Below are 23159 nucleotides of genomic sequence, written 5' to 3' on the forward strand. Positions count from 1 at the left end.
CAGGGTGGGAGATGTCCGAATGGCCAGTAATGGGGCCTCGAACCACGTCGCCCGTGTTTTGTCGGCGGCTAACCATCTGGCCAATGCCGAGCCCGATTCGCGGATTGCCATTTCTTGGCGACGGTGCCTGATTGACCACAAGCTCGATCCTGCCCAGCGGCGGCCACCGCAGACGTTCACTGAATCTGAAGTTAGAAGCATTATCGGGCCGATTGAACGACTGCTTCAGGTTGCGATCCCAGAGTTGGAAGATCTTGCACGAGTGCTTCGCGATTCCGGTTATTGCGTAAATTTTGCGGATACAAATGGGACCGTGCTCGTTAGCCGTCTCCCGGGAGGAGAATATGAAACGATATTCCGCGATTTAAGTATCTATACGGGCTCGAATTTTTCGGAAGCTTGTGAGGGAACGAACGGGATCGGTACCGCGCTCGCCGAGCAGAGGCCAATCTTGGTGCATCGCGACGAGCACTTCCGCGAACAGTACGGCATCTTTACTTGTGGCGTAGCCCCGCTGTTCGACTATCGCGGCAGATTGGCTGGGGTTTTGAATATTACATCTTGCCGCAGCGATCTTGAGCGGGCCGCCCATCAGCTCGCATTCGCAATCGCGGTGGAGACTGCACGACGAATTGAAAGCTCGATCTTTCGCCGAGAATTCGAGACTTCCTGGATAGCAACCTTGCCCGGTGATTGTGGCAGTGGACTAATCGCGTATGACGATGATCGTCGCGTTGTCGGCGTATGTCGGCGCGGTCGCTCTATCCTTGGATTGACGAATGAAATGATTCAAGCTGGCATCAACCTGTCAAGCCTTATCCAACTGGATGGAAATGCGAAACGAGAAACGTCGGTTGAGCTACGACGGGCAGACGGCACTTCCCTGGGACTGGGGCAGATCGCGCGACCAGCAGCTGCAAAGTCAATGAGGCTGCGGTCCGAGCAGCGTCACGAGGCTCCATCTAATCGATTCACCAGCTTATACAGGCTGGCGGGCAGCGATCCCACGCTGACCAAGGGTATTAAGCAACTGATGATGGTCAATGACCAGAACTTGCCGATCTTGCTGCATGGGGAGACCGGCACAGGCAAGGATGTATTTGCGCGGGCAATTCATGCCTCTAGCAATCGCGCCCGCAACAGCTACGTCGCGTTAAATTGTGCGGCCATACCTGAAAGCCTGATCGATGCTGAATTGTTTGGATATGAAGCAGGTGCCTTTACGGGCGCGAGGCGTGAAGGATCGAAGGGACTAATCGTACAAGCGAACGGCGGTACGCTATTTCTCGACGAAATTGGGGATATGCCGATCGCTCTGCAAACCCGTTTGCTGCGGGTACTTGAAAATCGCGAGGTTTGGCCTTTGGGAGCATCAAAGCCCGTAACGGTCGATATCAAGTTGATCAGTGCAACTCACCGCGATCTTGATCGCATGGCTAATGACGGCACGTTTCGAGCAGATCTTTACTACAGGTTACGCGGTTTGCAGATCCAGCTACCAGCCTTGCGCGAACGCGGCGACAAGGCAGATGTTATTTCGCAAATCGCTGGCGAAGAAGCTCCGAATTGCCGGATCTCGCAAGATGCCTGGACGAGGCTGCTTTGCTATCCGTTCCCTGGGAATATGCGTCAGCTTAGGTACGCGTTACGCCTAGCTGCTTGCATGGCGGAGGACGGCGTTATCGTCGAAGCCGATCTAGACCTGCCACCTTTCGGCGGTTTTGATGGTGAGGCCAATCAAGTCGATGAGCGGGCGACGATCATTACCGCGCTACGTAATCATGGCGGCCGCGTGTCCAAGGCCGCAAGAGCGCTCAAGCTCAGCCGCGCTACACTTTACCGCAAAATCAAGCTCCTCAAGGTCGACGTACCTGATTAGGCAAAGGATCGTCGCGATTACGGCGTTAATCAGGAGAAGTTGCTCCAACTTGATCGTCGTGCATTCAGATCGCCGAGTGAAAACGGGTCTTGGATATCGCGCACGCTTTGGAAACTACTGCGCAAATATACGAGAGGACTAGCTTTGGTCGAGACCCGTACGTCTTGGACATTACCTACGAATACCGAATGAGTTTTCGTTTCGAATTCCTGCGCCAGCAAGCAATCAAACGCTACAACGGCATCATTCAGCAGCGGAGCGCCGGTGGTGCCCTCGATCCATTGCCCAAATGAGAAGCGATCGTCGCCGTTGTGACCCTTCTGGCCGCTAAATGTTAGCGCAAGTAATGTGTGATCCTCGCTCAGGAAGTTTACAGCAAAGCTTGCTTCGGCACGAATACGTGCATGCGCGCTGGCGTTACGGTTTACGCAGACAAGCAAGGAAGGCGGATCGTCAGACAGCGAACAGGCTGATGTTACCGTAAGACCGGTACGCTGCCCCGGTTTGGTGCCGACCGTCACCAATGCGACGGCGCCCGTGCATTGACGCATGGCTTGCTTGAATCTCTGAGCATCGATAGTCATGCCTCAGTCTCCTATTGGCTTTCGGTCACGTGCACCAAATCAAGCTATCCCGAGTGCGGGGCGATCCGCCGCACCCGGGACAGGATGGTCAAGCTGCTTTCGGCAACTCCGCACCGAGATGTCTTAATCGCGGCATGACCTCGCGCTGCAGCAGTTCAAGTGAACGCCGCCAAGCATCGGGCTTGTGCTTGTAGTCGAAACCGAACACGCAAAGTACGCCAAAGCCCCCAACGTCACGATAGATCGTTTCGATCTTCTCAGCGACGGTTGAAGGCGAGCCGACGATCCAGTTCCGGCGAGCACAATAGTCGACAGTAACGTCGCTGTCTGAAACCTCGGGGGTATGCTTCAAATAGTCTTTGAAGCCGAAATGGCCGAGAAGGGGCAGGAAGTATTCGCCCATCATCCTGCCCATCATATCGCCGGCCGAGAGCCTCCATGCCTCCTCGTCGGTATCCGCGACGAAAACTTCGCGCACCAGTCGCCAGTCTCTGCGGCTTGGTTTGCGTCCTGTTTTGGCTGCTCCGACCTCAACCGAGTCCCAATGGCTACTGACATAAGCCGGATTGAGGTTAAGGCTCATAGGGATGAAGCCACGCTCACCGGCTAGTTTTAGCGTGTCCGAGTTCTTCGATAGGCCCGCGACGCCGATCGGCGGATGCGGTGCCTGCAGTGGCTTGAGGTGGGGTTTCAGGAAGTCGAACATCGTGTCCGGCTTCGTCACCGTCCAGAACTTGCCCTTATGCGTAAAGGGCGCCGGCTCGGTCCACAGCTTAAGGATGATCTCCAAGGCCTCGCGTGTCATGTCGCGGTTCTGGCCGGACATACCATCGACATTGAACATCGTCCAATCGCTCGGTAGCCCCGAAGCTGCTACACCGAAATTCAACCGACCTTCTGAGAGATGGTCGAGCATCGCCACGCGATTGGCGAGCTCGGCGGGGTGGTGATAGGGCAGTAGGAAACCGCCGGGGCCGATACGAAGCTTCTTGGTCTGCAGCAGTGCCTGCGCGATCAAAAGGTCAGGTGCGGGATTAGGCTCCCAGGGCGCGGTATGATGTTCACCAATCCAGGCTTCCTGATAGTCGAGCTCATCGAGCCAACGCAGGACCTGCAGGTCCCAGTCATGGCCTTCCTTCAACCCGCACTCCGGCGGGTGTGAAGGCATGGAGAAATATCCGAGTTCCATTTTGTTTCCTTCCTTGCTGGCGATTGCGTTTCGCAGTTTTGTTCGCTTGCGCTTGTAGCCGGGAGCAAGGGTTGTGCCACGTCGATCTGGTCAAAATTTCTTTCAAGAAGTCTGCATTTTCTGACGCGTATTTGCGAACGCATGTTGGAAAGAAGATTCAATTCGTCTCATCGTCGCGGGACATTGTCTTACTCATGAGACGGTAGCACCTGAAGCCAAATTGGCTCTGAAACGATTGCCGTTCAAGAGTGGCTCAGTCTCAAAGCCCTTCAGGGTCGTAGACCGGCCGGACGCCGTATTGTGATTTCGAGTGAGAACGCACACGTCCCTCGATACTTACGTCACGAGGTGGCGTGCTTCGCTCGATCGTCTCACGGAAGACAATGTCTCGCGACGATGAGACGATCTGTCGTTCTTTCTGACGATGTGTGGGCACGACCCGTCGGAAAGGTAGCCGTTTTGCCAAGACGCTAAGGATTCTAGTACTGGCACGGTGCTTGCTAACCCATGTTCAATGCGCATCAAGACGCACCAAATGTAGGGAGGAGATTTGATGTATCGCTCTGTGCAAAAGAAAACTTGTGTGCGTGGTTTTGATTTCGGGGGGATACAGCGTGAAGTCTGCCCCGTTCGATTGTGCGCGATCTCGATCCGCCAGCGACGCCCTTCGCTCTTGTCCGCAGAGGGATCAGACGCAAAGATCCTAGCGGTAGGCCAAAGCCTCGGAAAGTGCTCATAAGAAGTACGGATCCGATGATACCAGAAACGTAGCGGAAGTTTGTGGCGTGAAACTATGAGCTGATTGCGACGACCCAGAATCCGCATGTTGAAGTTTTAGCGCTCCGATTTTTATCACCGCGAGTGGATGCAAGACGGGTCCAACGAAGGTTGAGGCATGCATGGCGCTGTTCTGTCGAAATCAGGCGTAAACATATGAACAACCGGAGAAACACCCTATGAACTTTTTCAAAAAATCATGCCTTCATGAGTCGATCATCGCCGTGCGAAAGCGCTGTGCGGCACCGATCGAAAAACAGAATATCAAAACGCGGGTGCCGAAGCCCGCGTTGGATATCGAAACGTCGTTCCGCCGAGCAGTGGAAGCCGTGGAGGAAATTGCATTGACCTCGAAAATGAGAGCCGTTCTCCTACGCGTCAACGGCCCGCTGAGCTTGTCGGCCTTCGGTTTATCTGTGTGCCTTGGCTTGACGACTGTGGCGAACAGCGCCTCGAGGCTCGGTGATTGGCCGGAGTATATGGCCGACAAGGCCGCTTCCAACTACACACCGGCAGACTCCGTGACGCTCAGCTCTGTCAAAAATCTTAAGCTGGCTTGGCGGATTGATCTGCCAGGTAATCAGATCTCAGAGAAAAACCCGGAGTTGCGCACTTGGGTCAACGAGTCGACCCCAATCGCGATCGATGGTGTACTGTACGCTACTTCACCGCTCAGCATCGTTTCCGCCATCGACGGTGCCACTGGAAAGACGCTGTGGAGCTACGATCCGATGGCTTATGTTGATGGTACACCTCCTAATCTGGGTTTCATCAGTCGAGGTCTCGGCTATTGGCAGGAGGGGGATGATAAGCGCATTTTCCTCGGCACGGGGGATGCCTATCTCATCGCGCTGGACGCCCGAACGGGCAAGCCGATCGAGAGCTGGGGCGATCACGGACGCGTCGATCTGACCAAAGGGTTGCGTCGACCGGTCGATCGCTCGCTCGTTGCGGTGACGTCAGCGCCAATGGTCTGTGGGGGAAAGGTAATTTCCCCTTTGGCGATCCTCGACTCGTTTGCGATCGGTCGTTCGCCGATGAAGCACCATCCGCCTGGTGATGTACGTGGCTTCGATGTCAAGACTGGGAAGCAATCGTGGATATTTCATGCTCCACCGCAACCCGACGAACCGGGAAATGAAACTTGGGAGAACGGTTCTTGGGAATTCGCTGGCGGCATGAACATGTGGACACGGCCGTCTTGCGACGAAGAACTCGGACTAGTTTACTTGCCGCTATCGACGCCCAGCAATGATTTTTTTGGTGGCTGGCGCAAGGGCGATGGCTTGTACGGCGAATCCCTCGTGGCTTTGAATGCGAACTCAGGCAAAAAAGCCTGGCATTTCCAGTTCGTACATCATGGGCTATGGGACTACGATCTGACGACTGCGCCGAATTTGATGGATCTGACCGTAGACGGCAAGACAATTAAGGCGGCGGTGCAACTTACTAAACAGGGGTTCGTGTATGCGTTCGATCGTACCAATGGAAAACCGATTTGGCCGATCGTAGAACGTCCGGTGCCGAAATCTACGATACCGAGCGAACGAGCATCTCCAACACAACCATTCCCGACCTGGCCGCAGCCTTACGTCCAGCAGGGCTCCACGGAAGATGATCTGATTGACCTCACGCCTGAACTCAAGGAGCAAGCAAAGAAAATCTATTCACGTTATAATACGGGCCCACTTTTTACGCCGCCGAGTGAAGATAAGTCAGGCACGCTGCAGGTTCCGGGCGTGCTGGGTGGTGTTAGCTGGGTTGGAGCAGCACATAATCCAAAAACTAATATTCTATACGTACCTTCGTTCACTATTCCCTTCGGTATCAAACTGAAGAAGGAAGTTGCTGGCGTTTATGAGTACACGGGCACATGGGCCGGCGTTGGTGGGCCTCAAGGACTACCGCTCTTTAAGCCACCGTTCTCGACTGTAACAGCTTACAATATGGATACCGGCAAGCAGTTGTGGCGCATTCCAGCAGGCCGAGGGCCGATCGACAGTCCCGCACTTAGAGGGCTGAAACTCGATCGTCTTGGTGTGCCGCGTCAAAGTCACATCCTGCTGACCGACAACGTCCTCTTCATCGCCCCGGAAGGCACCAACAGCGTCATCGGCCTATCGTCGCGCGGTAACGCGCTGATTACGCAAGCCACCGTGGATGAGTCGGAGCCGTTCCTCTACGCTCATGATGCTAAGACGGGCGAGTTGATCAGCGAACTGCGACTTCCTGGTGCCGCCTTCGGTAATCTCATGGCCTATGCCGCCGGCGGCAAACGGTTTTTGGTCGTGCCCATCGGCGGCGCAGGTCTTCCCTCGCAGCTTGTCGCCGTGCAAATCGACTAAATCAATGCAAAAGCGCCCAAGGTTCAGCCGTTCAGCGGCTGCAATCTTGGGGCGTTGTTTCGGTTATGCTCCAACGCGATCCGCTAAACGGAAATTTTCAAATGAGAAGGCAACTTGCCTCGCTTCTCGCTTGGTTGATGCTGTGCAATCCGCTGCTCGCAGGTGGCGTACCGCCTCCCTCTATGAACGCTCAGCAAAGTGAGCCGGATTTAGCAGATGCTGCACGGATTACACGTGGTAAGTCGACGTTCGACTCCACTTGCGCGGCATTCTGTCACGGCCTCGAGCCGCCGTTGTTCATTGGTCGCAAGGGCCTCGATCCGGACTCTGCGTTCACGACTATTGCCGAAGGAGGTCGTGGCGCGACTCCGATGCCGCCATGGGGCGACGTATTCACGCGCGATGAAATTTGGGATTTGGTTGCTTACATTGTTTTCCTTGGCAAGCAGACGACTGGTCAATCACTTGCACCGCATCAGTCTGACAAATAAGGAATAGGGCGATCATACTATTGCGAACGCCGAGAAGGACGAATGCACGAACTCGTGTTCGCGCGATTGTGCTGGTGCGGGTGAAACACATCTCAACTGCTTGCAGTGATAGTTCAGGCCAGCTAGAGCCTCTTCTGTCGTCACGGGTATTGTGTCGTGATCTCCCAAACACCGGAGAATTCGGAATTTGCATTCCGTTTTTGACAAGCCTGTGAGTGTTTCTAACAAGCTTGTGAGCGTTTTTGACATGCCTGTGAGCAATTGAGGAATCTCGCCCATGCGCGTTGCCCAAACGATGCAACCCAGCCGTCGGCAGTTCCTGTCATCGACGGGCGTGGTGCTGCTGCTCGGCTCTGCCGGGAAAGCCGTGTCCGCGACAGTGGCAGGAGGCGCGCCCTGGAAACCATTCGATGCGAGTCCGCCGCAAACTCTGGGCCTTGGCACCTGGTATTTTCTGACGCCCGACGAGGTGCGGATGGTCGGTGCGATCGTCGAGCGTTTGATCCCCGCCGACGATCTCAGCCCCAGCGGCAAGGATGCCGGATGCGTCGAATTCATCGATCGTCAGCTTGCTGGCTCGTACGGTTCGTCCGAGCGTCTCTATATGACGGGCCCGTTCCAGCCCGGGACGCCTGAGCAGGGAGATCAGTCTCCGCTCGATCCACGCCAGCGCTATCGGCTGGGCCTCGCCAGCCTCGACGCCCATTGTCGTTCCACCTACCAGAAGGCATTCGCCGATCTTCCCGGCGAACAACGCGATCAGGTTCTGACCGGGCTTGATAAGAGCCAGATCACGCTGAATGCCATCGATGCGAAACTGTTCTTCCAAACCCTGCTGCAGAACACCATGGAGGGTTTCTTCGCTGACCCGATCTATGGCGGCAACAAGGATATGGTGTCGTGGAAGATGCTCGGCTTTCCGGGCGCGCGTTACGATTACCGCGACTATATCGACAAGCATAACCAGAAGCTGGATTTGCCTCCGCTCAGCATTGCCGGGCGCCCCGAATGGCGTGTGAAGGATTGAACCGATGACCACGAAGCTCCCATCGACGGATGTCGTGGTGGTCGGACTCGGCTGGGCCGGCTCGATCATCGCCAATGAACTGACCGATCAAGGTCTCGATGTTATCGCCTTTGAACGCGGGCCATGGCGCGATACGGCCCGCGACTTCAACATCGCATCGGCGCCCGACGAACTGCGCTACAACCAGCGTCAGGAACTGATGCTCCAGACGGCGCAGAATACTGTCACGGCGCGCAACAACCCCTCGCAGACGGCGTTGCCAATGCGTAGTTGGGGCTCGTTCCACCCCGGCAACGGCACGGGCGGTGCGGGTAATCATTGGGCCGGCATTACCTTCCGCTTCCAGCCGGAGGACTTCCGGCTGCGCTCGCACCTGACCGAGAAGTATGGCGCGAGCGCCATTCCCGAAGAGCTGGCACTGCAGGACTGGGGCACCGACTGGGCCGAGATGGAGCCGCATTACACGGCTTTCGATCGCGTTGCCGGGCTCTCGGGCAAGGCGGGCAATCTGAAAGGTCAGATCCAGCAGGGCGGCAATCCGTTCGAGGGCCCGCGCTCGGAAGAATACCCGACGCGCCCGTTGCGGCAGCCTTACGGCCCGACGCTGTTCGCCGAGGCCGCGCGGAATCTCGGCTACAAACCGTTCCCGGTTCCATCTGCACTGATTTCGGAGCCCTATACCAACTCACTCGGCGTCACGATGGGGCCGTGCACTTTCTGCGGCTTCTGCACCAATTACGGCTGCGCCAACTATTCCAAGGCCAGCGCGATCACCACGGTCTTGCCTGCTCTGGTGCGCAAATCGAACTTCCGGGTGCAAACGAACTCCGAGGTTCTGCGTGTCACGCTCGATCCTTCGGGTAAACGTGCGACGGGCATCGTCTATATCGACACTTCCGGCAAGGAATGGGAGCAGCCGGCCGATCTCGTTATCGTCACGGCCTTCACCTTCGAGAACGTGCGATTGATGCTGCTGTCGGGCGTCGGCACGCCCTATGATCCTGCGACCAATGTGGGGACGACAGGGCGCAACTACGCCTATCAGACCGCCAACAGCGTGCAGCTTTTCTTCGACGACAAGAACTTCAATCCCTTCATTGGCGCCGGCGCGCTCGGCATGGGGATCGACGAGTTCAACAACGACAATTTCGACCATTCCGGTCTCGGCTTCTTCGGCGGCGGCAGCATCAGGGTGACGCCGATCGGCGCGGCGCCGATTGGCTACCGGCCGACGCCGCCGGGGACGCCGACATGGGGCTCCGAATGGAAGCGCCAGACGGTCAAGAACTATCTCAGCGCCATGTCGATCGGCTGTGAGGCGTCGAGCTACACGACGCACACCAACTATCTCTCGCTCGATCCGACTTATACGGACCGCCTCGGCCGCCCGCTGCTGCGCATCACCTTCGACTTCTCGCAGAACGACCTGAAGATGTCGCAATACTGCACCGGCAAGGTCGCCGAGATCGCGCGGTCGATGAATCCGCGTGAGATCGTGGCCAGGCCAATGACCGGCCATTGGAATACCGGCCCTTACCAGTCCTCGCATGTGGTGGGCGGCTTCGTCATGGGAGCGGATCCGAAGACCAGTGCGGTCAACAAATATCTGCAGAGCTGGGACGTGCCGAATCTCTTCGTCGTTGGCGCCTCGGCCTTCCCGCAGAACCCCGGCTACAATCCGACCGGAACAGTTGGCGCGCTCGCCTTCAAGGCAGCGGACGCAATCCGCAAGCTCTATCTCAAGAATCCCGGCCCGTTGGTGAGTGCATGAGGACGTTCCTTTCCAGCCGCCTCGGTGGAGCTGCAGCCGCAATCCTCTTGGTCTCGGGCATGTCGGCCAGTGCTCAGGACACCGGCGATGCCTTGTTCTCACAGGTCGCGCGCGGCCGTTATCTCGCGACATTGGGAGACTGTGGTGCGTGTCATACCGCACCAGGCCTGCCGGCCTTTGCAGGCGGCGTGGTACTCAAGACGCCGTTCGGCAATCTGGTCGCACCCAACATTACGCCAGACCCCGAGACCGGTATCGGCACGATGACACTGGGTGATTTCCAGCGGGTGATGTCGGAAGGGATCGGCAAGGGCGGCTACCATCTCTACGGTGGCATGCCCTTCACCACCTTCACCAAGGTGACGAAGGAGGATAACGCCGCGATCTGGGCCTATCTGCAGACCATCGAGCCTGCGAAGAACAAGGTCGAGCCGAACCAACTGCCGTTTCCATTCAATATCCGCACCAGCCTGATCGGTTGGAACCTGATCAATTTCTCCGCGGGCGAGTTCAAGCCCGATCCAAAGAAATCACCGGAGTGGAACAGAGGCGCCTATATCGTCGAAGGGCTTGGCCATTGCGGCACCTGCCACACGCCCAAGAACCTGATCGGCGGCGACAAGAGCGGCCAGTTCCTCGAGGGCGCGACGCTCCAGGGTTGGTTTGCGCCCAACATCACCGCCGATCCGCAGAAGGGCATCGGTGCCTGGAGCACTGACGATATCGTTGCTTATCTCAAGACCGGTGCCAACCGCTTCGACATCGCGTCGGGGCCGATGGCGGAGATGGTGGAAAAATCCTCTCAGCACTGGACAGATACCGATCTGAAGGCGGTCGCGCTCTATCTCAAGGAGGGGCGCAACGGGGAGGCCAGGGCACCGCAGCCGATTCCTGCAGCGGACAAGCGCATGGTGGCGGGACAGGCGATTTTCGCCGATCGCTGCATGGGCTGCCATCTGTCGAGCGGGGCCGGAGTGCCGAAGCTCTTTCCGCGCCTCGCACAGACCCCGCTCGTCAATGGGGACGATCCGACCTCGCTCATTCGCGTCGTGCTGGCGGGAAACCGGGCAGGAGCCACCGAGGCCGCTCCGACAGGTCCGGCCATGCCGTCCTTCGCCTGGAATCTTGGCGACCAGGAGATCGCAGCGGTGCTGACCTATGTGCGCAACAGTTGGGGCAATGCCGCGTCGGCCATTGAGACAAAGGACGTCGCAGCCTTGCGGAAGACTCTGACACCCTGACAGTGAGAAGCTTGACCCGGTGACCGCGGCTATCGTTTATGGTGAGAGTATCGCGAACATGCGCCCGCTATCGGGCTTGCGTGACCGAACGATCGATTTTCTAGTTTATAAACCATTTTTAGAGATGGGTCGCGTCCCCCAGCGCTCCGATGCACGTGGCACGATGACAACGAGAACGCGGTGCTAAGGCCCCAATTAGCAATCCGAAGAAGAGCGGCGCCAACTCCAATCGTTCGTGCTTCAACTGCCTATGGTCGGAGAAAGTCTGAACCGGGCAGAGCCGAGTTCCTACGCGCGCGGGGTTATCGGAGCTTCAGGCTCGTCGCGCTTGCCAACGAAACGGCCAAGCAGGTGAGAGAGAGTTTGATTTAGGCTATCTACGAGCAAGAAGACCGCCGGCACGAACACGAGAGAGAGTAGGGTGGATACGATTAGGCCACCGATTACGGCGACCGCCATGGGCGCCCGAAATTCCCCTCCTACGCCAAGCGCCATCGCGGAAGGCACCATGCCTGCAGCCATTGCGATCGTTGTCATGACGATAGGGCGTGCTCTCTTACGCCCCGCGTCTACGATGGCGGTGGTCGGGTCGACGCCCTTGCTCATCTCTTCGACGGCGAAATCAACGAGCATGATTGCATTTTTTGTGACTAGCCCCATCAGCATCAGAATCCCGATGACGACCGGCAATGAAATCGGCATATTCATAAGCAGGAGACCGAGAATAGCTCCGCCAATCGACAGCGGAAGAGAAAAGAGAATAGTCAAGGGCTGCAGGAATGATCCGAATAGCAGCACCAAGACGGCATAGACCATCAAGATCCCTGCGCCGATCGCGAGCATGAACCCCTCGAAGACCTCTGCCATGACCTCTGCATCTCCGCTCTGCTTGATACTCACACCAGGCGGAAGATCGCGTGCGGTCGGTGTAGCCATCACCTGTTGAAGCAGGGAGCCTAACGCGTCGGAACCTTCCATGTTTGCTTCTACGGCAACGCGTACCGTACGGTCGTACCGTTCGATCGCACCCGGACCCTCATCGAGTTCTACGTCGGCCACGGTCGCCAAGGGGACAGCAGTGCCGTCTTTTGCCGGTACCTTGAGGTTATCCAAACCCGAAATCGATCCTCGCGCGCTTGTAGGTAGTTGAACGCGGATCGGAATTTGACGACCTTCAGTAGTGAATTTTGCTAGGTTCATGCCCACGTCGCCGATCGTCCCTACGCGGACAGTTTCGGCGATTGCATCGGTCGAAACACCGAGGTCTGCTGCCAACCCCTCTCTTGGCCGGATACGAATCTCTGTGCGGTTCAAGGGGGCCGTCGACAATACCGCGATGAGATGAGGGATCGCAGACATATCCCGCTGTAGCCTCGAGGCGATGTCGGTGACCACCTCGGTGTCTGGACCGGCGACGACTACAGAGAGATCGCGCTGGCCACTGTCACGGAGCTTCCAAGACCGGATGTCCGGCTCTCTGGCGATGAGCGCTGTTATTTCCTTCTCGATTTCATTCTGTTTGAGAGAGCGCTCGTTCTTGGGTGTCAGATTGATCGTGAGTATCGCGAGCCGCGTCTCTTTTTTGCCACCCGCTTGCCTCCCGCCTTCGACAAATACGGATGTAACTTCCGGGAGTGATCTTACGCGAGCGACGATACGATCCGTAACAGCGACGGTATCGGCGAGTCTCGCGCCGGGTGCGAGTTCGACCGTGAAGAGCGTTCGTGCGTCGTCTTGTCTAGGCACAAAGCCGGACGGCAACAACTTGGCCGCCGCAAGTGAGGCGGCAAACAGTCCAAGCCCGACGAAGAGTGTGATGAGACGATGCCGCACGGACCAACTGACGAGCATTCCGTAAACATGCATCAGCCAACCGTCCCGCTCTTGACGGTGCGGCTGATCGCTTAAAAAGAAAGCGGCGAGCACTGGTGTGATAAGTCGTGCAACGAGAAGTGACATGAACACCGATATAGCGATCGTCAGACCGAACTGAACAAAGTATCGTCCGGCTATGCCACTCATGAAGGAAACAGGTGCAAATACTGCGATGAGTGTAGCGGTGATGGCAATTACGGCGAGGCCGATCTCATCGGCCCCGTCCAATGCCGCTCGATAGGGTGACTTTCCCAGTCGTATATGTCGGACGATGTTCTCGATCTCTACGATGGCATCATCAACCAGTATTCCCGTAACCAGCGTAATCGCAAGGAGGCTCACGCTATTGAGCGTAAAGCCCAGCAAGTCCATGGCCCAGAATGTCGGGAATACGGAGAGTGGCAGCGCGATGGCGGCGATAGCTGTAGCTCGCCAGTCGCGCAGGAACAAAAAGACCACTAGGACGGCAAGGATCGCGCCTTCGATCAGGGTGTGCATGGCAGATTCATAGCTACCGGTGGTCGCAGAAACCGACGAATCGATCCTTTGAAATGTCATCTCAGGATGTTTAGATTGAAATTCGGTCACGCGCATTTCGACGCCTGCGGCGACCTCTGCATCGCTAGCACCACTACCGCGAGATACCGCGAACGCAACGACCGGTTCTCCGTTGAATCGAGCGAAGGTGCGCAGTTCCTCTATGGTGTCCGTTACCTCGGCAAGGTCTTCGAGACGGACTTTGCGGCCGCCAGGCAGTACGATGGACGTAGCCTTCAGATCGCCGATGGTGCGCGCGGAAGCGAGCGTCCGGATCGATTGCTCGCGTCCGCCGACTTCCCCCCGTCCGCCCGCCATATCCGCTGATGTGAGGCGCAGTTGTCTGTTAACGTCGGCGGCAGTAATCGCGAGCGCCAGCAGCCTGTCGGGTTTGAGGGCAACGCGGATTTCGCGGGAGGCGCCGCCAACGCGTTCCACGCTACCTACGCCATTCACTCCCTGCAAATTGCGGGAAATGTTGTCCTCGACGAACCATGACAGCTCGGCTGGGGTCATCGCGGGCGCCTTCACCGCGTACACCAAAATTGGTAGTCCTCTGATCTCGACGCGACTGATCACAGGTTCATCAATGGTGCGTGGGAGATTGATACGGATTCTAGATACCGCATCCTTTACATCGTTGACCGCACGGTCCGCATTTACCTCCAAACGAAATTCGACGGTGGTGACCGAAGATCCTTCGGTGATTATGGAGGTGATGTGTTTAACGCCGCGGATGCCGGCAATCGAATCTTCCACCCACTTAGTTACCTGGGTTTGAAGTTCGGATGGCGCGGTACCAGGCTGGGTGATTGCCACTGATACGATCGGTACATCGACGTTCGGCATACGGGTGACGGCCAGTCCCCGAAAGCTAACGAGGCCCAGCACCATCAATACGACGAAGAGGACGAGCGGTGCGATTGGTTTACGTATCGCCCAGGCAGAAATGTTCAGGCGCATCGGCGCAGCCCCGTGCTAATATGAAAGGAGACAAAAAAGGAGAAGCGCCTTTAGGGTGCGATAGTCTCATCTGCCGATCTCGCCCCGTTCGCTGCCGTGGCGGTTCGTTTGGCGAGAATGGCACGCACGCGATCACCATCCCGAAGGAAGCTACCGGCGCGCATGACGACCGCTTCACCCTCCGCAAGCCCAGCACGGATTTCGAGGTCGTGGTCGTCGGCCAAGCCGCTGCGTACTTCGCGTCTCTGCACGATTCCGTTGGATACAACGAGGACGCTAGCATTTCGGTTGCCGCGACGGACGACAGATGACTGAGGAATGGTTACTCCGCGAGCACGTGCAATTTCAACGCCGCCCTTTGCGAAACTGCCGATTCGAAGGCGTGTATCTGCGTCCAGTCTGATCCGAACTTTCCCTAACCTGGAGGCCTTCTCGACTTCTGGATACACCACGCGCACGCTACCTTGTATGCGGTCTCCGTCTCCGAGCTCTATCCAGGCGGGATTGCCAACGTTAAGCAAAGGCAATTTTGTTTCGATCACTTCTCCTTCGAGCTCGATCTCTCCCCGCGCGATTAGCCGGAACAGAGGCTCGGCGGATGAGGATGCAGACAATCCAACGCGGGCTGTACGGCGGTTGATGATGCCCGCCTCAGGAGCTCGGATCTCGGTCCGAGCGAGTCGTAAAATTAGCTCATCGCGAACGGCCTTGGCTTGCTCCAGATCGGCCTTAGCGCTGACCAATCCATTTCGAGCAAACGCCAATTTTCCTGCAGCTTGTCGCTGGGCCGATGTGCGTGCTTCAATTGTCACCGCAGTTGTATTGCCGGTCTGCATGAGTTGCTTTGCACGCTCAAATCCGAGACGCGCCTCTATTTCTGCAGCTTCGGCCTGCTCGATACTATTTTCAGCCTGTGGCACCGCGGCAGCGGCCTTGTCAACGAGTGCTTCTTGCTGAGCAAGTTGCCGATCGACAAGGTCACGAGCTAGACGGGCGAGAACCTGTCCGCGCTCGACGTGCATGCCCTCTTCGGCGAGAACTTCGACGACGCGATAGCCATCGATCTCTGGTGTTACCAGAATCTCGTCTCTGGGAACCAGAGTACCGGTGATCACCAAGTTCTCCACGATTTCGCGTTTGACAGCTTCGACGACGCTAACCACTGGTACAAGAGGTGACTTAACTGGCGTACGCGCTTCTTCGGCCATGACCGGCGATCGGAGCAGGCCGTAGCCTAGAATCATAACGAGGACGCTAGTTGATCTGAGAACGGCGTTCATTAACTTGGCTTTCTGTCGAGCAGGCAATGGTTTACTCATCAGATTTGTGATTGTTCGCTGCGCTTCGGACAGAAGGGGGTGAACACGCAGTCGGCGTGGGCGCAATCGCAATGTCAGTATGCTTGCTAAGCAAGCTGGATGCTTGTTTGAAAACCGGCTCTCGACCTGCGCAGATCCGATATCGAAAAATAGATTTTACTTCATGGTAGGCGATACGCGCGCTCCGGCAGGTTTCCCCAGAGGCCTGGCGATTCTCGCTCGCTGCTAGAATTTTCACTGCTTCTCTCCGAGCATGCCATCAACAGGCTAGCGGAAGAGGGGGGCGCATAGATTGCAGAAAATGACAGATAGGGTCGTGAATGTTGCTGAGTATTGCAGCCGCGCGTTACGGGAAGTCGCGCAGTAATCTATAAGAGCCATACAGAAGGTTTGAGAGTATGGAGACGCATCAAATTCAGTTGGTATGCTCGCTCTGTGACAAAATGACTAGCAGGTCACAGCCCACTCATATCAATAAACGCTGAGGTCATTGCAACATTCGGTAATATTTCCACCCAATTCTGAAATTTGTTCGACAATCTGTTTCGCTAATTGTTCCCCATCTGATTTTGGGGGCATGTTATGAACATCCGAATGATCCGCTTGGCAGCAAAGGTGTGCGGGCCACTTGGACTATGGATTACGCTATCGGGTTGTGCGACCGCGCCGCTCGAGACGTCCGGCTCGCTGGTCGCGTACAACGATCTCAAGCCGGAAGATGGTGTGACGACGAAATCGAAGCTTTACGTTGACAAAGCAGGTGTTTTGGCCGCGAGGAGCATTCGTATCGTGCCGACGACCTTCTCTAGCTTAGCTCTAAAAGCTGAATTGTCAGAAAAGCAGCGGCGAGTGATCGCAAACGCAGTTGATCGATCGTTGTGCTTTGGATTGAGTGATCGATTTCAAGTGGTGCCGACGGGAGAGGCCGCCGACCTAAGTGTCCATGTGACGATTACTCACGTAACGGTAACCGACGCCGGTTTGGCCGGTGCTTCGAAAGTTGCGTCCATCGCACCGAATTTCATTAGCGGGGGCATGCCAATTCCTGTGCCGCGAATACCTTTTGGCATGGGCAGCTTATCCGTCGAAGGCGAGGCAAAGGACACCAACGGACGACAGAAGGCGGCGTTCGTTTGGGCTCGAGGTGCGGACTTCATAACCAGTACCCCTCGAGTTGCCGCGTCGGGCGATGCTTACGATCTTGCGAGTGAGTTTGGCACAGACTTCAGTAAGCTACTGGTCACCGCTGAGAGTCCGTTCAAGAAGACCCTATCACTCCCTAGTGCGCAGCGAATGCAATCGTCGCTCGGTGGAAAACCGAAGTATGCGGCGTGCGACGCTTTTGGGCGAAGTGGTCTGCCCGCGCTTGTCGGCGGTAAAATGGGAGCACCGCCAGAATGGAACGATGACGCGAAGCCGGTTGCCTCGACGCAGTAAGCATAACTTCGACGGCGTACGCTGTCACTTCTCTCGTTTTGTATCTCCGAAACAATTTGGCTATGTTTATATGATGCAGGATACATCTCATATTCTCATTGTCGATGATGATTTGGAGACGCGAAAGCTCTTGGGGCGCTATCTAACTGAGCAGGGATTCCATGTATCGATTGCATCAGATCAGCGGACGATGAGGGAGGCGCTTCTAAGTCACGACTTCGACTTAATCGTGCTCGACGTCCTTCTTCCAGATGGGTCTGGTTTGGATATTTGTCGAAATTTGCGGCGAGATGAAGCGAGGACGCCCATCATCCTGCTCACTGCCCTGAAGGAAGACGTTGATCGAATAATTGGTCTTGAGATCGGTGCGGATGACTATTTAGGCAAGCCGTTCAATCCCAGAGAGCTCCTCGCGAGAATTCGCGCGGTTCTCCGCAGGAAGATGAGTCAGGACGTCGAAATATCCCGCGTTCTTGAGTATCAATTTTTCGGATTCAAGCTTCAACCAGCGAGGCGCTTGGTTCTGGACGGGCTAGGAAAGCCGTTGGAGCTCACATCCTCAGAATTTGAGTTGCTTCTCATTTTGGTGCGCCGGCCAGGTCGATTGCTATCGCGAGATCAGTTAGTCGAACTTACGAAACGTCGCGCGAATGATAGCCTCGATCGCTCTATTGATGTTCTCATGAGTAGACTTCGCAAGAAGCTCGGCGACAATGAAAAAAATCAAATTATCAGTACAGTGAGAAACGGTGGCTACCTTTTCTGCGCGCGAGTAGAGACCGTTGGAGTTGGGCCATGAACTACATTAGAGTTCGTGTCGCAGTTATGTTGGCGGTCTCGATGCTGTGCGTCGTGTGCATTTCAACGTTGGTGATGTCTTACTTGGTTGCAGATCTTGTGGACAAAAACTTTCGATCCGAGTTCACGCATCGTATTAGTAGGCTTGCGTCTTCGTTAACATTCGATGGGTCTTCTGCTGTTTTTCATTTGAGTAAGGAGCCAATTGAAGGCGCTCCGATTGAAAGGGAGACTATCGAGCTTCAGGATTCATTCAAGAAGGCTGGTGTTCCGTACGAAGTCGCTGTCGTTGATTCGCCATCCGGAACGAGAGTTGCTTCGGTCGATTTCGGGGCGGGTCATATCACTTGGCCATTTCCCGATAATACACTACCTGCACACGTCTGGTACGGAGTGGCTGGATACATTGGTCTAATCACAGCGGGTGTGTTGGTCGTAGCGTTTTTCGCGGCTTATCAAGCGACGAAGCAGCTCAGATTTTTAGAAGCAATGGCGCAGGCTGTGTTGGCGGATGGAACCCTTTCGCGGGTTCCGGAAGAGGGGGCTGCCGAAATCAAGGCCACGGCCCGTGCCCTGAATAGAATGGGCGATAGCTTCAAAAGGCTAATTGATAGCAAGATGAGGCTTGTCGCCGCGGCGAGTCATGATTTTCGAACGCCCATGACCCGAATGCGAATCCGCGCGGAGTTCTTGGGCGAAGATGAACGCGCCGACTGGTTACACGATTTAGATGAATTGGATCGGATCGCGGATAGCGCCATTCAACTTGTCCGCGAAGAGACGGTCAGCAAAGGCAATGAGTTGGTTCGGGTTGACGAGCTTGTGAGGAAGGTATGCGGCGACGTTATCTCGATCAAGCTGCCGGTGGAAGTGAAGACCGTTTCCAGTGCAATCGTCCAGGCCTCTCCGCTTGCTCTTACAAGAGCACTGAGGAATTTGGTTATTAACGCCGCGACGCACGGAGGCGGCGCGATGGTCGAAGCCCGTCTGGAAGAAGGTGTCGTTCAAATAATAATAGACGATACTGGGCCAGGCATACCCGAAGAGAGTTTGTCCAGCGCTTTCGAGCCATTCTTTCGCGTCGATCCAGCGCGCCGTCAACTTATCCCCGGCGCTGGTCTTGGCCTTGCCATTGCGAAGGAAATCATCGAACGGCAAGGCGGCACGCTGACAATTAGCAATAGGCCGCCCACCGGACTTCGGCAGATAGTAACATTGAAGTTGCCGTCAAAGGAGGCGGCGCTTGAGCTGGCCGTTCAACCGCAGTCTGCCTGAAGAGACGATACGCTGCAGTATATTGACGCTCCAAGGACGGTACGAACGCCGTTTAGTTCATGAATTTGATATGCGATATTGGGATAATAATCCTTAAACGTTTCGAGCGTGTGAGGCCGCCCAGTGCGGGACCGCTGCCGTCGCAGGGCACGATCCAAAATGTCAAAGACCGGGCAGATCCCAATGGATCAATGGAGCGCATAATCCCCAAAGAGCGCTGGTAGCCAAAGCCTTATGGGTATGGCTGTTTGCAAATGCCGGCAGCCATAGGCTCCTACTGGTATGCCCGATCTGACGACCGAAGGGCGATCTGCTTCTTCGACGACCTTTGGTGGGCCACCGACAGAAAAGAGCTTGCTGGCTCAGTAACTCGCAGCGCTGTCGCTCCAAAGCTGGGCGTGTTTTCAGGCGGTGCCGAACTTAATTGCTTGGATGATCCAGTTGGCAGACGCAGCAAAATGCTCTTTTGTCCCCTTAGAGCGCCATGCGAGATAGTAGCTGAACACGCCTGGAACGGAGAGATCAAACAGGCGAACGAGTTCGCCGCGCCGAAGATAATCTTCGACCAGCAGCGAGCGGGCCATAGCTACTCCCTGGCCATTGAGCGCGCCCCGTATGGTGAGAGCGATGTCGTCCAGCAAAATGGATTGACGCGGATAGACGATCGGCAAATCTGCCTTCTCAAGCCACAGGTTCCAGGTCACGCGTGAATGCAATAGCAGCGGCACTTCATTCATGCGCTGCAGCGAAAAATCCGGATGTTGTGCGAGAAACGCGGGACTGCAGACGGGGAAAACTTCCTCGTCTTTGATCTTTTCCGAGATCATGCCAGGCACATCACCAGTGCCGTAGACCAGCGCCATATCGACGTCGTCTGGACAATTCTCGGAGAGATCGGAGAGGCTGGACAGGCGCAAGCCAATGTCGCCGAGGGCGCCCCGGAAGTTTGCGAGGCGCGGCAACAACCAATGTTCGATCAAACCGGTTTGCGCCGCCAGATTAAGCGTTTGTGGGCGCGCGGCCGTATCGACATGTGCAACTGAGTAGGCTTGACTGAGATAGTCCAATGCCCGCCGCGTCTCTATGGCAAGCGTGCGCCCAACGTCGGTGAGAGCCATCCGGTTGCCCTGCCGCACGAACAGCGGCTGCCCGATCATTTCCTCCAAACCGCGTATCTGATGGCTGATCGCGCTATGCGTAATGCACATCTCTTCGGCCGCCAGGGTGAAGCTGCCGAGGCGCGCGGTAGTCTCAAAGCAGCGTAGCGCCTGAATGGATGGAAGCGATCGGTACGAGGCTGTCATATTTCACCCAGGACTGCGCCAAATCGCCATTTCACTCCAACAGGAGCGATGTACGTTGGCATGTCAACGCTGCTCACAACGCACTTGAGAATTGGTCAATTGCAGCCACGGCGGCACCTTCCTATGAAATCGGTAACGTTGGATGCATGCATCGCTGCCTGGCTGCGGTCATGTGATGCTTCGGCGTTGCAAAAAAAAGCCCGCGCTCAGCGGCGTAACCAAGAACAAACATAAAATGGGGAGGATTGCCATGAGTGTAGAAACAATTGCGGCTCCAACTGCGTCTTTGGGCGGCCGATGGTATGTCGGCGCGACCAAAGCTCAGTGGCAAACTTTCTGGTCCTCTTATCTCGGCTGGGCGCTGGATATCATGGATCTGCTGCTGTTTGCGATGCTGCTTAGCCATATCAGTGCTGAACTTGGCATGGACCGCTCGACTGCGGGAATGATCGCCTCGGCCAGTCTGGTGGCAACGGCAGTCGGCGGACTGGTCTTTGGCTTTCTTGCCGACCGGATTGGGCGCACCCGTTCCATGGTGCTGTCTATCCTGTGTTACTCGATCGGCACGATGCTTTGCGGCCTCTCACAGAGCGTCACCCAGCTTCTGCTGTTCCGCATTGTCGTCGGTCTCGGTGTCGGCGGAGAGTGGTCGGCGGGGGCGGCGCTGATCACGGAGACATGGCCGGCTCATCACCGTGGCAAGGTTATGGCTTGGGTCCAGAGCGCCTTTGCGTCCGGTTACGCTTTGGCGGCTCTGGTGTCCGCCATCTTTATTCCGCTGGTGGGATGGCGCGGCGTGTTCTTCTTCGGTGTTGCGCCGGCATTGCTAGCATTCTGGATTCGCCGTCACACGCCGGAGCCGGAAATCTGGAAACAGCAGACTGAGCGACTGTCGATCGGCGCCACCGTTCGGATGCTGTTCGGCCAGCATGGTCGCAGCACGCTTGTCGGCTTCGCGTTCACGTCCGCTGCCATGTGCGGATACTGGGGATTGTTCACCTGGATTCCAACCTGGCTCGCGACGCCTGTTGCCAATGGCGGCCCCGGATTGGATCTGGTCAAATCGACGACGTGGATCATTGTCATGCAGGTCGGTGCTGCACTTGGCTTTATCTCTTTCGGATACGTTGCGGATTGGCTTGGCCGCAAGGCGGCCTTCATCCTTTACTTTATGCTCTCCGCGCTTGCCGTGCCGTTCTACACACAGATGACGACACCGACCACGTTGCTCATTTTCGGTCCGATCGTTGCCTTTGTTGGGACCGGTTTTTACAGCGGTTTCGCGCCGACCTTCGCCGAACTGTTTCCGACCAATGTCCGGGCGACAGCACAAGGCTTTATCTACAATTCCGGCCGCGCTGTCAGCGCTCTGGCACCAGCCGCGGTTGGCTTCCTCGCGACAAGTTTTGGCCTGGGCGGAGCGCTTGCCTGCACGGCGGGGTTTTACGTGCTGGCCGGACTTATCGTTCTGTTTTTCCTGCGTGAGACAAAAGGAGATGCGCTTCAATGAATATAGCGACCCCACTTCATGCAACGGAGTTCCGCGTCGATTCCTGGCTACGCTCCACCGCTCATGCCCGACAGATCGACCTCAGTCACCCAATGCAAAAGGGTATGCCGATTCATCCGGCGCACCCGCCGTTTCACATCACGCTGAACAACCGTCATGGGGACGTGCTGCGTGGCTGCGGGCACTCCTCCTCCAACGAGTTGATGGTCACGAGCACGCATTCGTCGACGCATATCGACGCGCTCTGCCACGTTTCCGAACATGGTGCCCTCTACGGCAAGCACATTGCCGCAGACGAGCAGGCCGGCACTGATCTGTTCAAGGTTCATGGCGCCGAGACAATCGATCCGATCTTCCGACGTGGTGTTTTACTGGATGTTGCACGCACGCGCGGCGTGGATGCTCTTGAACCAGCCTATGAAATCACGGTGGCAGATCTGGAAGCGGCTCAGGCTGCTTCTGGCGCGTCAGTGATGGCAGGCGACGTCGTGCTCGTCCGGACGGGCTGGGCCGCTTACTGGTCGGATTCTCCTCGTTACCTCGGGTTGAATTCAGCCGGTGCTCCGGGGCCGGGCGTCGCCGCGGGGCGTTGGTTGGCCGAGCGTCGCCCGTTCTCCGTCGGCTCGGATACCTCGGCGTTCGAAGTGATGAACCACCACAATATCACGCTCGAAGTGCATATGATCCTCATTGCCCAGAACGGCATTCACATCATCGAAAACCTCGAACTGGAAGAGCTTGGCCGTCAGGCCCGGGGAGCTTTCGCATTCGTCGCATTGCCGGTCCGAATCAGCGGAGCCACCGGCTCTCCGGTCCGGCCGGTAGCACTGCTATAAC

At 56.5% G+C, this 23159-nt stretch carries 16 protein-coding genes; 11 read left to right on the plus strand and 5 right to left on the minus strand.

Annotated features, from left to right (window positions below):
- The first annotated feature begins 19 nt into the window (after nt 1-19).
- Entirely contained in the window at nt 20-1879 is a 1860-nt protein-coding gene (locus CHC01_RS21100) for a sigma-54-dependent Fis family transcriptional regulator (RefSeq protein ID WP_089266163.1), read from the plus strand.
- Between the two features lie 29 nt (nt 1880-1908).
- Here CHC01_RS21100 and CHC01_RS21105 read toward each other — a convergent pair whose 3' ends face one another.
- Both CHC01_RS21105 and CHC01_RS21110 read right to left on the minus strand, forming a co-directional pair.
- On the minus strand, nt 1909-2463 hold the full coding sequence (locus CHC01_RS21105; protein ID WP_089266164.1) for a flavin reductase family protein: 555 nt from the start codon (nt 2461-2463) through the stop codon (nt 1909-1911).
- Between the two features lie 88 nt (nt 2464-2551).
- Complete coding sequence (locus CHC01_RS21110; RefSeq protein WP_089266165.1) at nt 2552-3652, minus strand: LLM class flavin-dependent oxidoreductase; 1101 nt, start codon at nt 3650-3652, stop codon at nt 2552-2554.
- A 956-nt stretch (nt 3653-4608) separates the two neighbouring features.
- On the opposite strand from CHC01_RS21110, the gene CHC01_RS21115 reads away from it, so the two are divergent.
- The 5 genes from CHC01_RS21115 to CHC01_RS21135 all read left to right on the plus strand — a co-directional run bounded on the left by CHC01_RS21115 (nt 4609) and on the right by CHC01_RS21135 (nt 11304).
- Nucleotides 4609-6774, plus strand: coding sequence for a pyrroloquinoline quinone-dependent dehydrogenase (locus CHC01_RS21115; protein ID WP_210421691.1), 2166 nt, complete (start codon nt 4609-4611; stop codon nt 6772-6774).
- Between the two features lie 101 nt (nt 6775-6875).
- Entirely contained in the window at nt 6876-7265 is a 390-nt protein-coding gene (locus tag CHC01_RS21120) for a c-type cytochrome (protein WP_089266289.1), read from the plus strand.
- 277 nt (nt 7266-7542) lie between these two features.
- The gene (locus CHC01_RS21125) at nt 7543-8292 is read left to right on the plus strand and encodes a gluconate 2-dehydrogenase subunit 3 family protein (protein WP_089266166.1); all 750 of its coding nucleotides are present in this window, start codon (nt 7543-7545) and stop codon (nt 8290-8292) included.
- Between the two features lie 4 nt (nt 8293-8296).
- Nucleotides 8297-10063: a GMC family oxidoreductase gene (locus CHC01_RS21130; protein ID WP_089266167.1), complete on the plus strand. Its 1767-nt coding sequence runs from the start codon at nt 8297-8299 to the stop codon at nt 10061-10063.
- Entirely contained in the window at nt 10060-11304 is a 1245-nt protein-coding gene (locus tag CHC01_RS21135) for a c-type cytochrome (protein WP_089266168.1), read from the plus strand. The genes CHC01_RS21130 and CHC01_RS21135 overlap by 4 nt, the downstream gene beginning before the upstream one ends.
- Before the next feature lie 288 nt (nt 11305-11592).
- On the opposite strand, the gene CHC01_RS21140 is transcribed toward CHC01_RS21135, so the two are convergent.
- Nucleotides 11593-14679 carry an efflux RND transporter permease subunit gene (locus CHC01_RS21140; RefSeq protein ID WP_089266169.1) on the minus strand — a complete coding sequence of 1029 codons (3087 nt, stop codon included), beginning with the start codon at nt 14677-14679 and terminating at the stop codon, nt 11593-11595.
- Between the two features lie 50 nt (nt 14680-14729).
- Complete coding sequence (locus CHC01_RS21145) at nt 14730-15887, minus strand: efflux RND transporter periplasmic adaptor subunit (protein ID WP_244558460.1); 1158 nt, start codon at nt 15885-15887, stop codon at nt 14730-14732.
- A gap of 693 nt (nt 15888-16580) precedes the next feature.
- Here CHC01_RS21145 and CHC01_RS21150 point away from each other — a divergent pair.
- The 3 genes from CHC01_RS21150 to CHC01_RS21160 are packed head-to-tail and all read left to right on the plus strand — an operon-like array spanning nt 16581 to nt 19508.
- Nucleotides 16581-17435 (plus strand): DUF3313 domain-containing protein, encoded by an 855-nt coding sequence (locus CHC01_RS21150; protein ID WP_089266171.1) that lies wholly within the window; start codon nt 16581-16583, stop codon nt 17433-17435.
- Entirely contained in the window at nt 17323-18234 is a 912-nt protein-coding gene (locus CHC01_RS21155) for a response regulator (protein ID WP_349636623.1), read from the plus strand. The genes CHC01_RS21150 and CHC01_RS21155 overlap by 113 nt, the downstream gene beginning before the upstream one ends.
- A complete protein-coding gene (locus tag CHC01_RS21160; RefSeq protein WP_089266172.1) occupies nt 18231-19508 on the plus strand; it encodes an ATP-binding protein in 1278 nt (425 codons plus the stop codon). The genes CHC01_RS21155 and CHC01_RS21160 overlap by 4 nt, the downstream gene beginning before the upstream one ends.
- A gap of 404 nt (nt 19509-19912) precedes the next feature.
- Here CHC01_RS21160 and CHC01_RS21165 read toward each other — a convergent pair whose 3' ends face one another.
- Nucleotides 19913-20812 (minus strand): LysR substrate-binding domain-containing protein, encoded by a 900-nt coding sequence (locus CHC01_RS21165; RefSeq protein WP_089266173.1) that lies wholly within the window; start codon nt 20810-20812, stop codon nt 19913-19915.
- 142 nt (nt 20813-20954) lie between these two features.
- Here CHC01_RS21165 and CHC01_RS21170 point away from each other — a divergent pair, with 142 nt between their 5' ends.
- Nucleotides 20955-22322, plus strand: a complete 1368-nt coding sequence (locus CHC01_RS21170; protein WP_210421692.1) for an MFS transporter — start codon at nt 20955-20957, stop codon at nt 22320-22322.
- Nucleotides 22319-23158: a cyclase family protein gene (locus tag CHC01_RS21175; RefSeq protein WP_089266175.1), complete on the plus strand. Its 840-nt coding sequence runs from the start codon at nt 22319-22321 to the stop codon at nt 23156-23158. The genes CHC01_RS21170 and CHC01_RS21175 overlap by 4 nt, the downstream gene beginning before the upstream one ends.
- Nucleotide 23159 lies beyond the last annotated feature (1 nt).

The sequence above is a fragment of the Tardiphaga sp. OK246 genome, assembly GCF_900188215.1.
Classification (GTDB): Bacteria; Pseudomonadota; Alphaproteobacteria; order Rhizobiales; family Xanthobacteraceae; genus Tardiphaga; species Tardiphaga robiniae.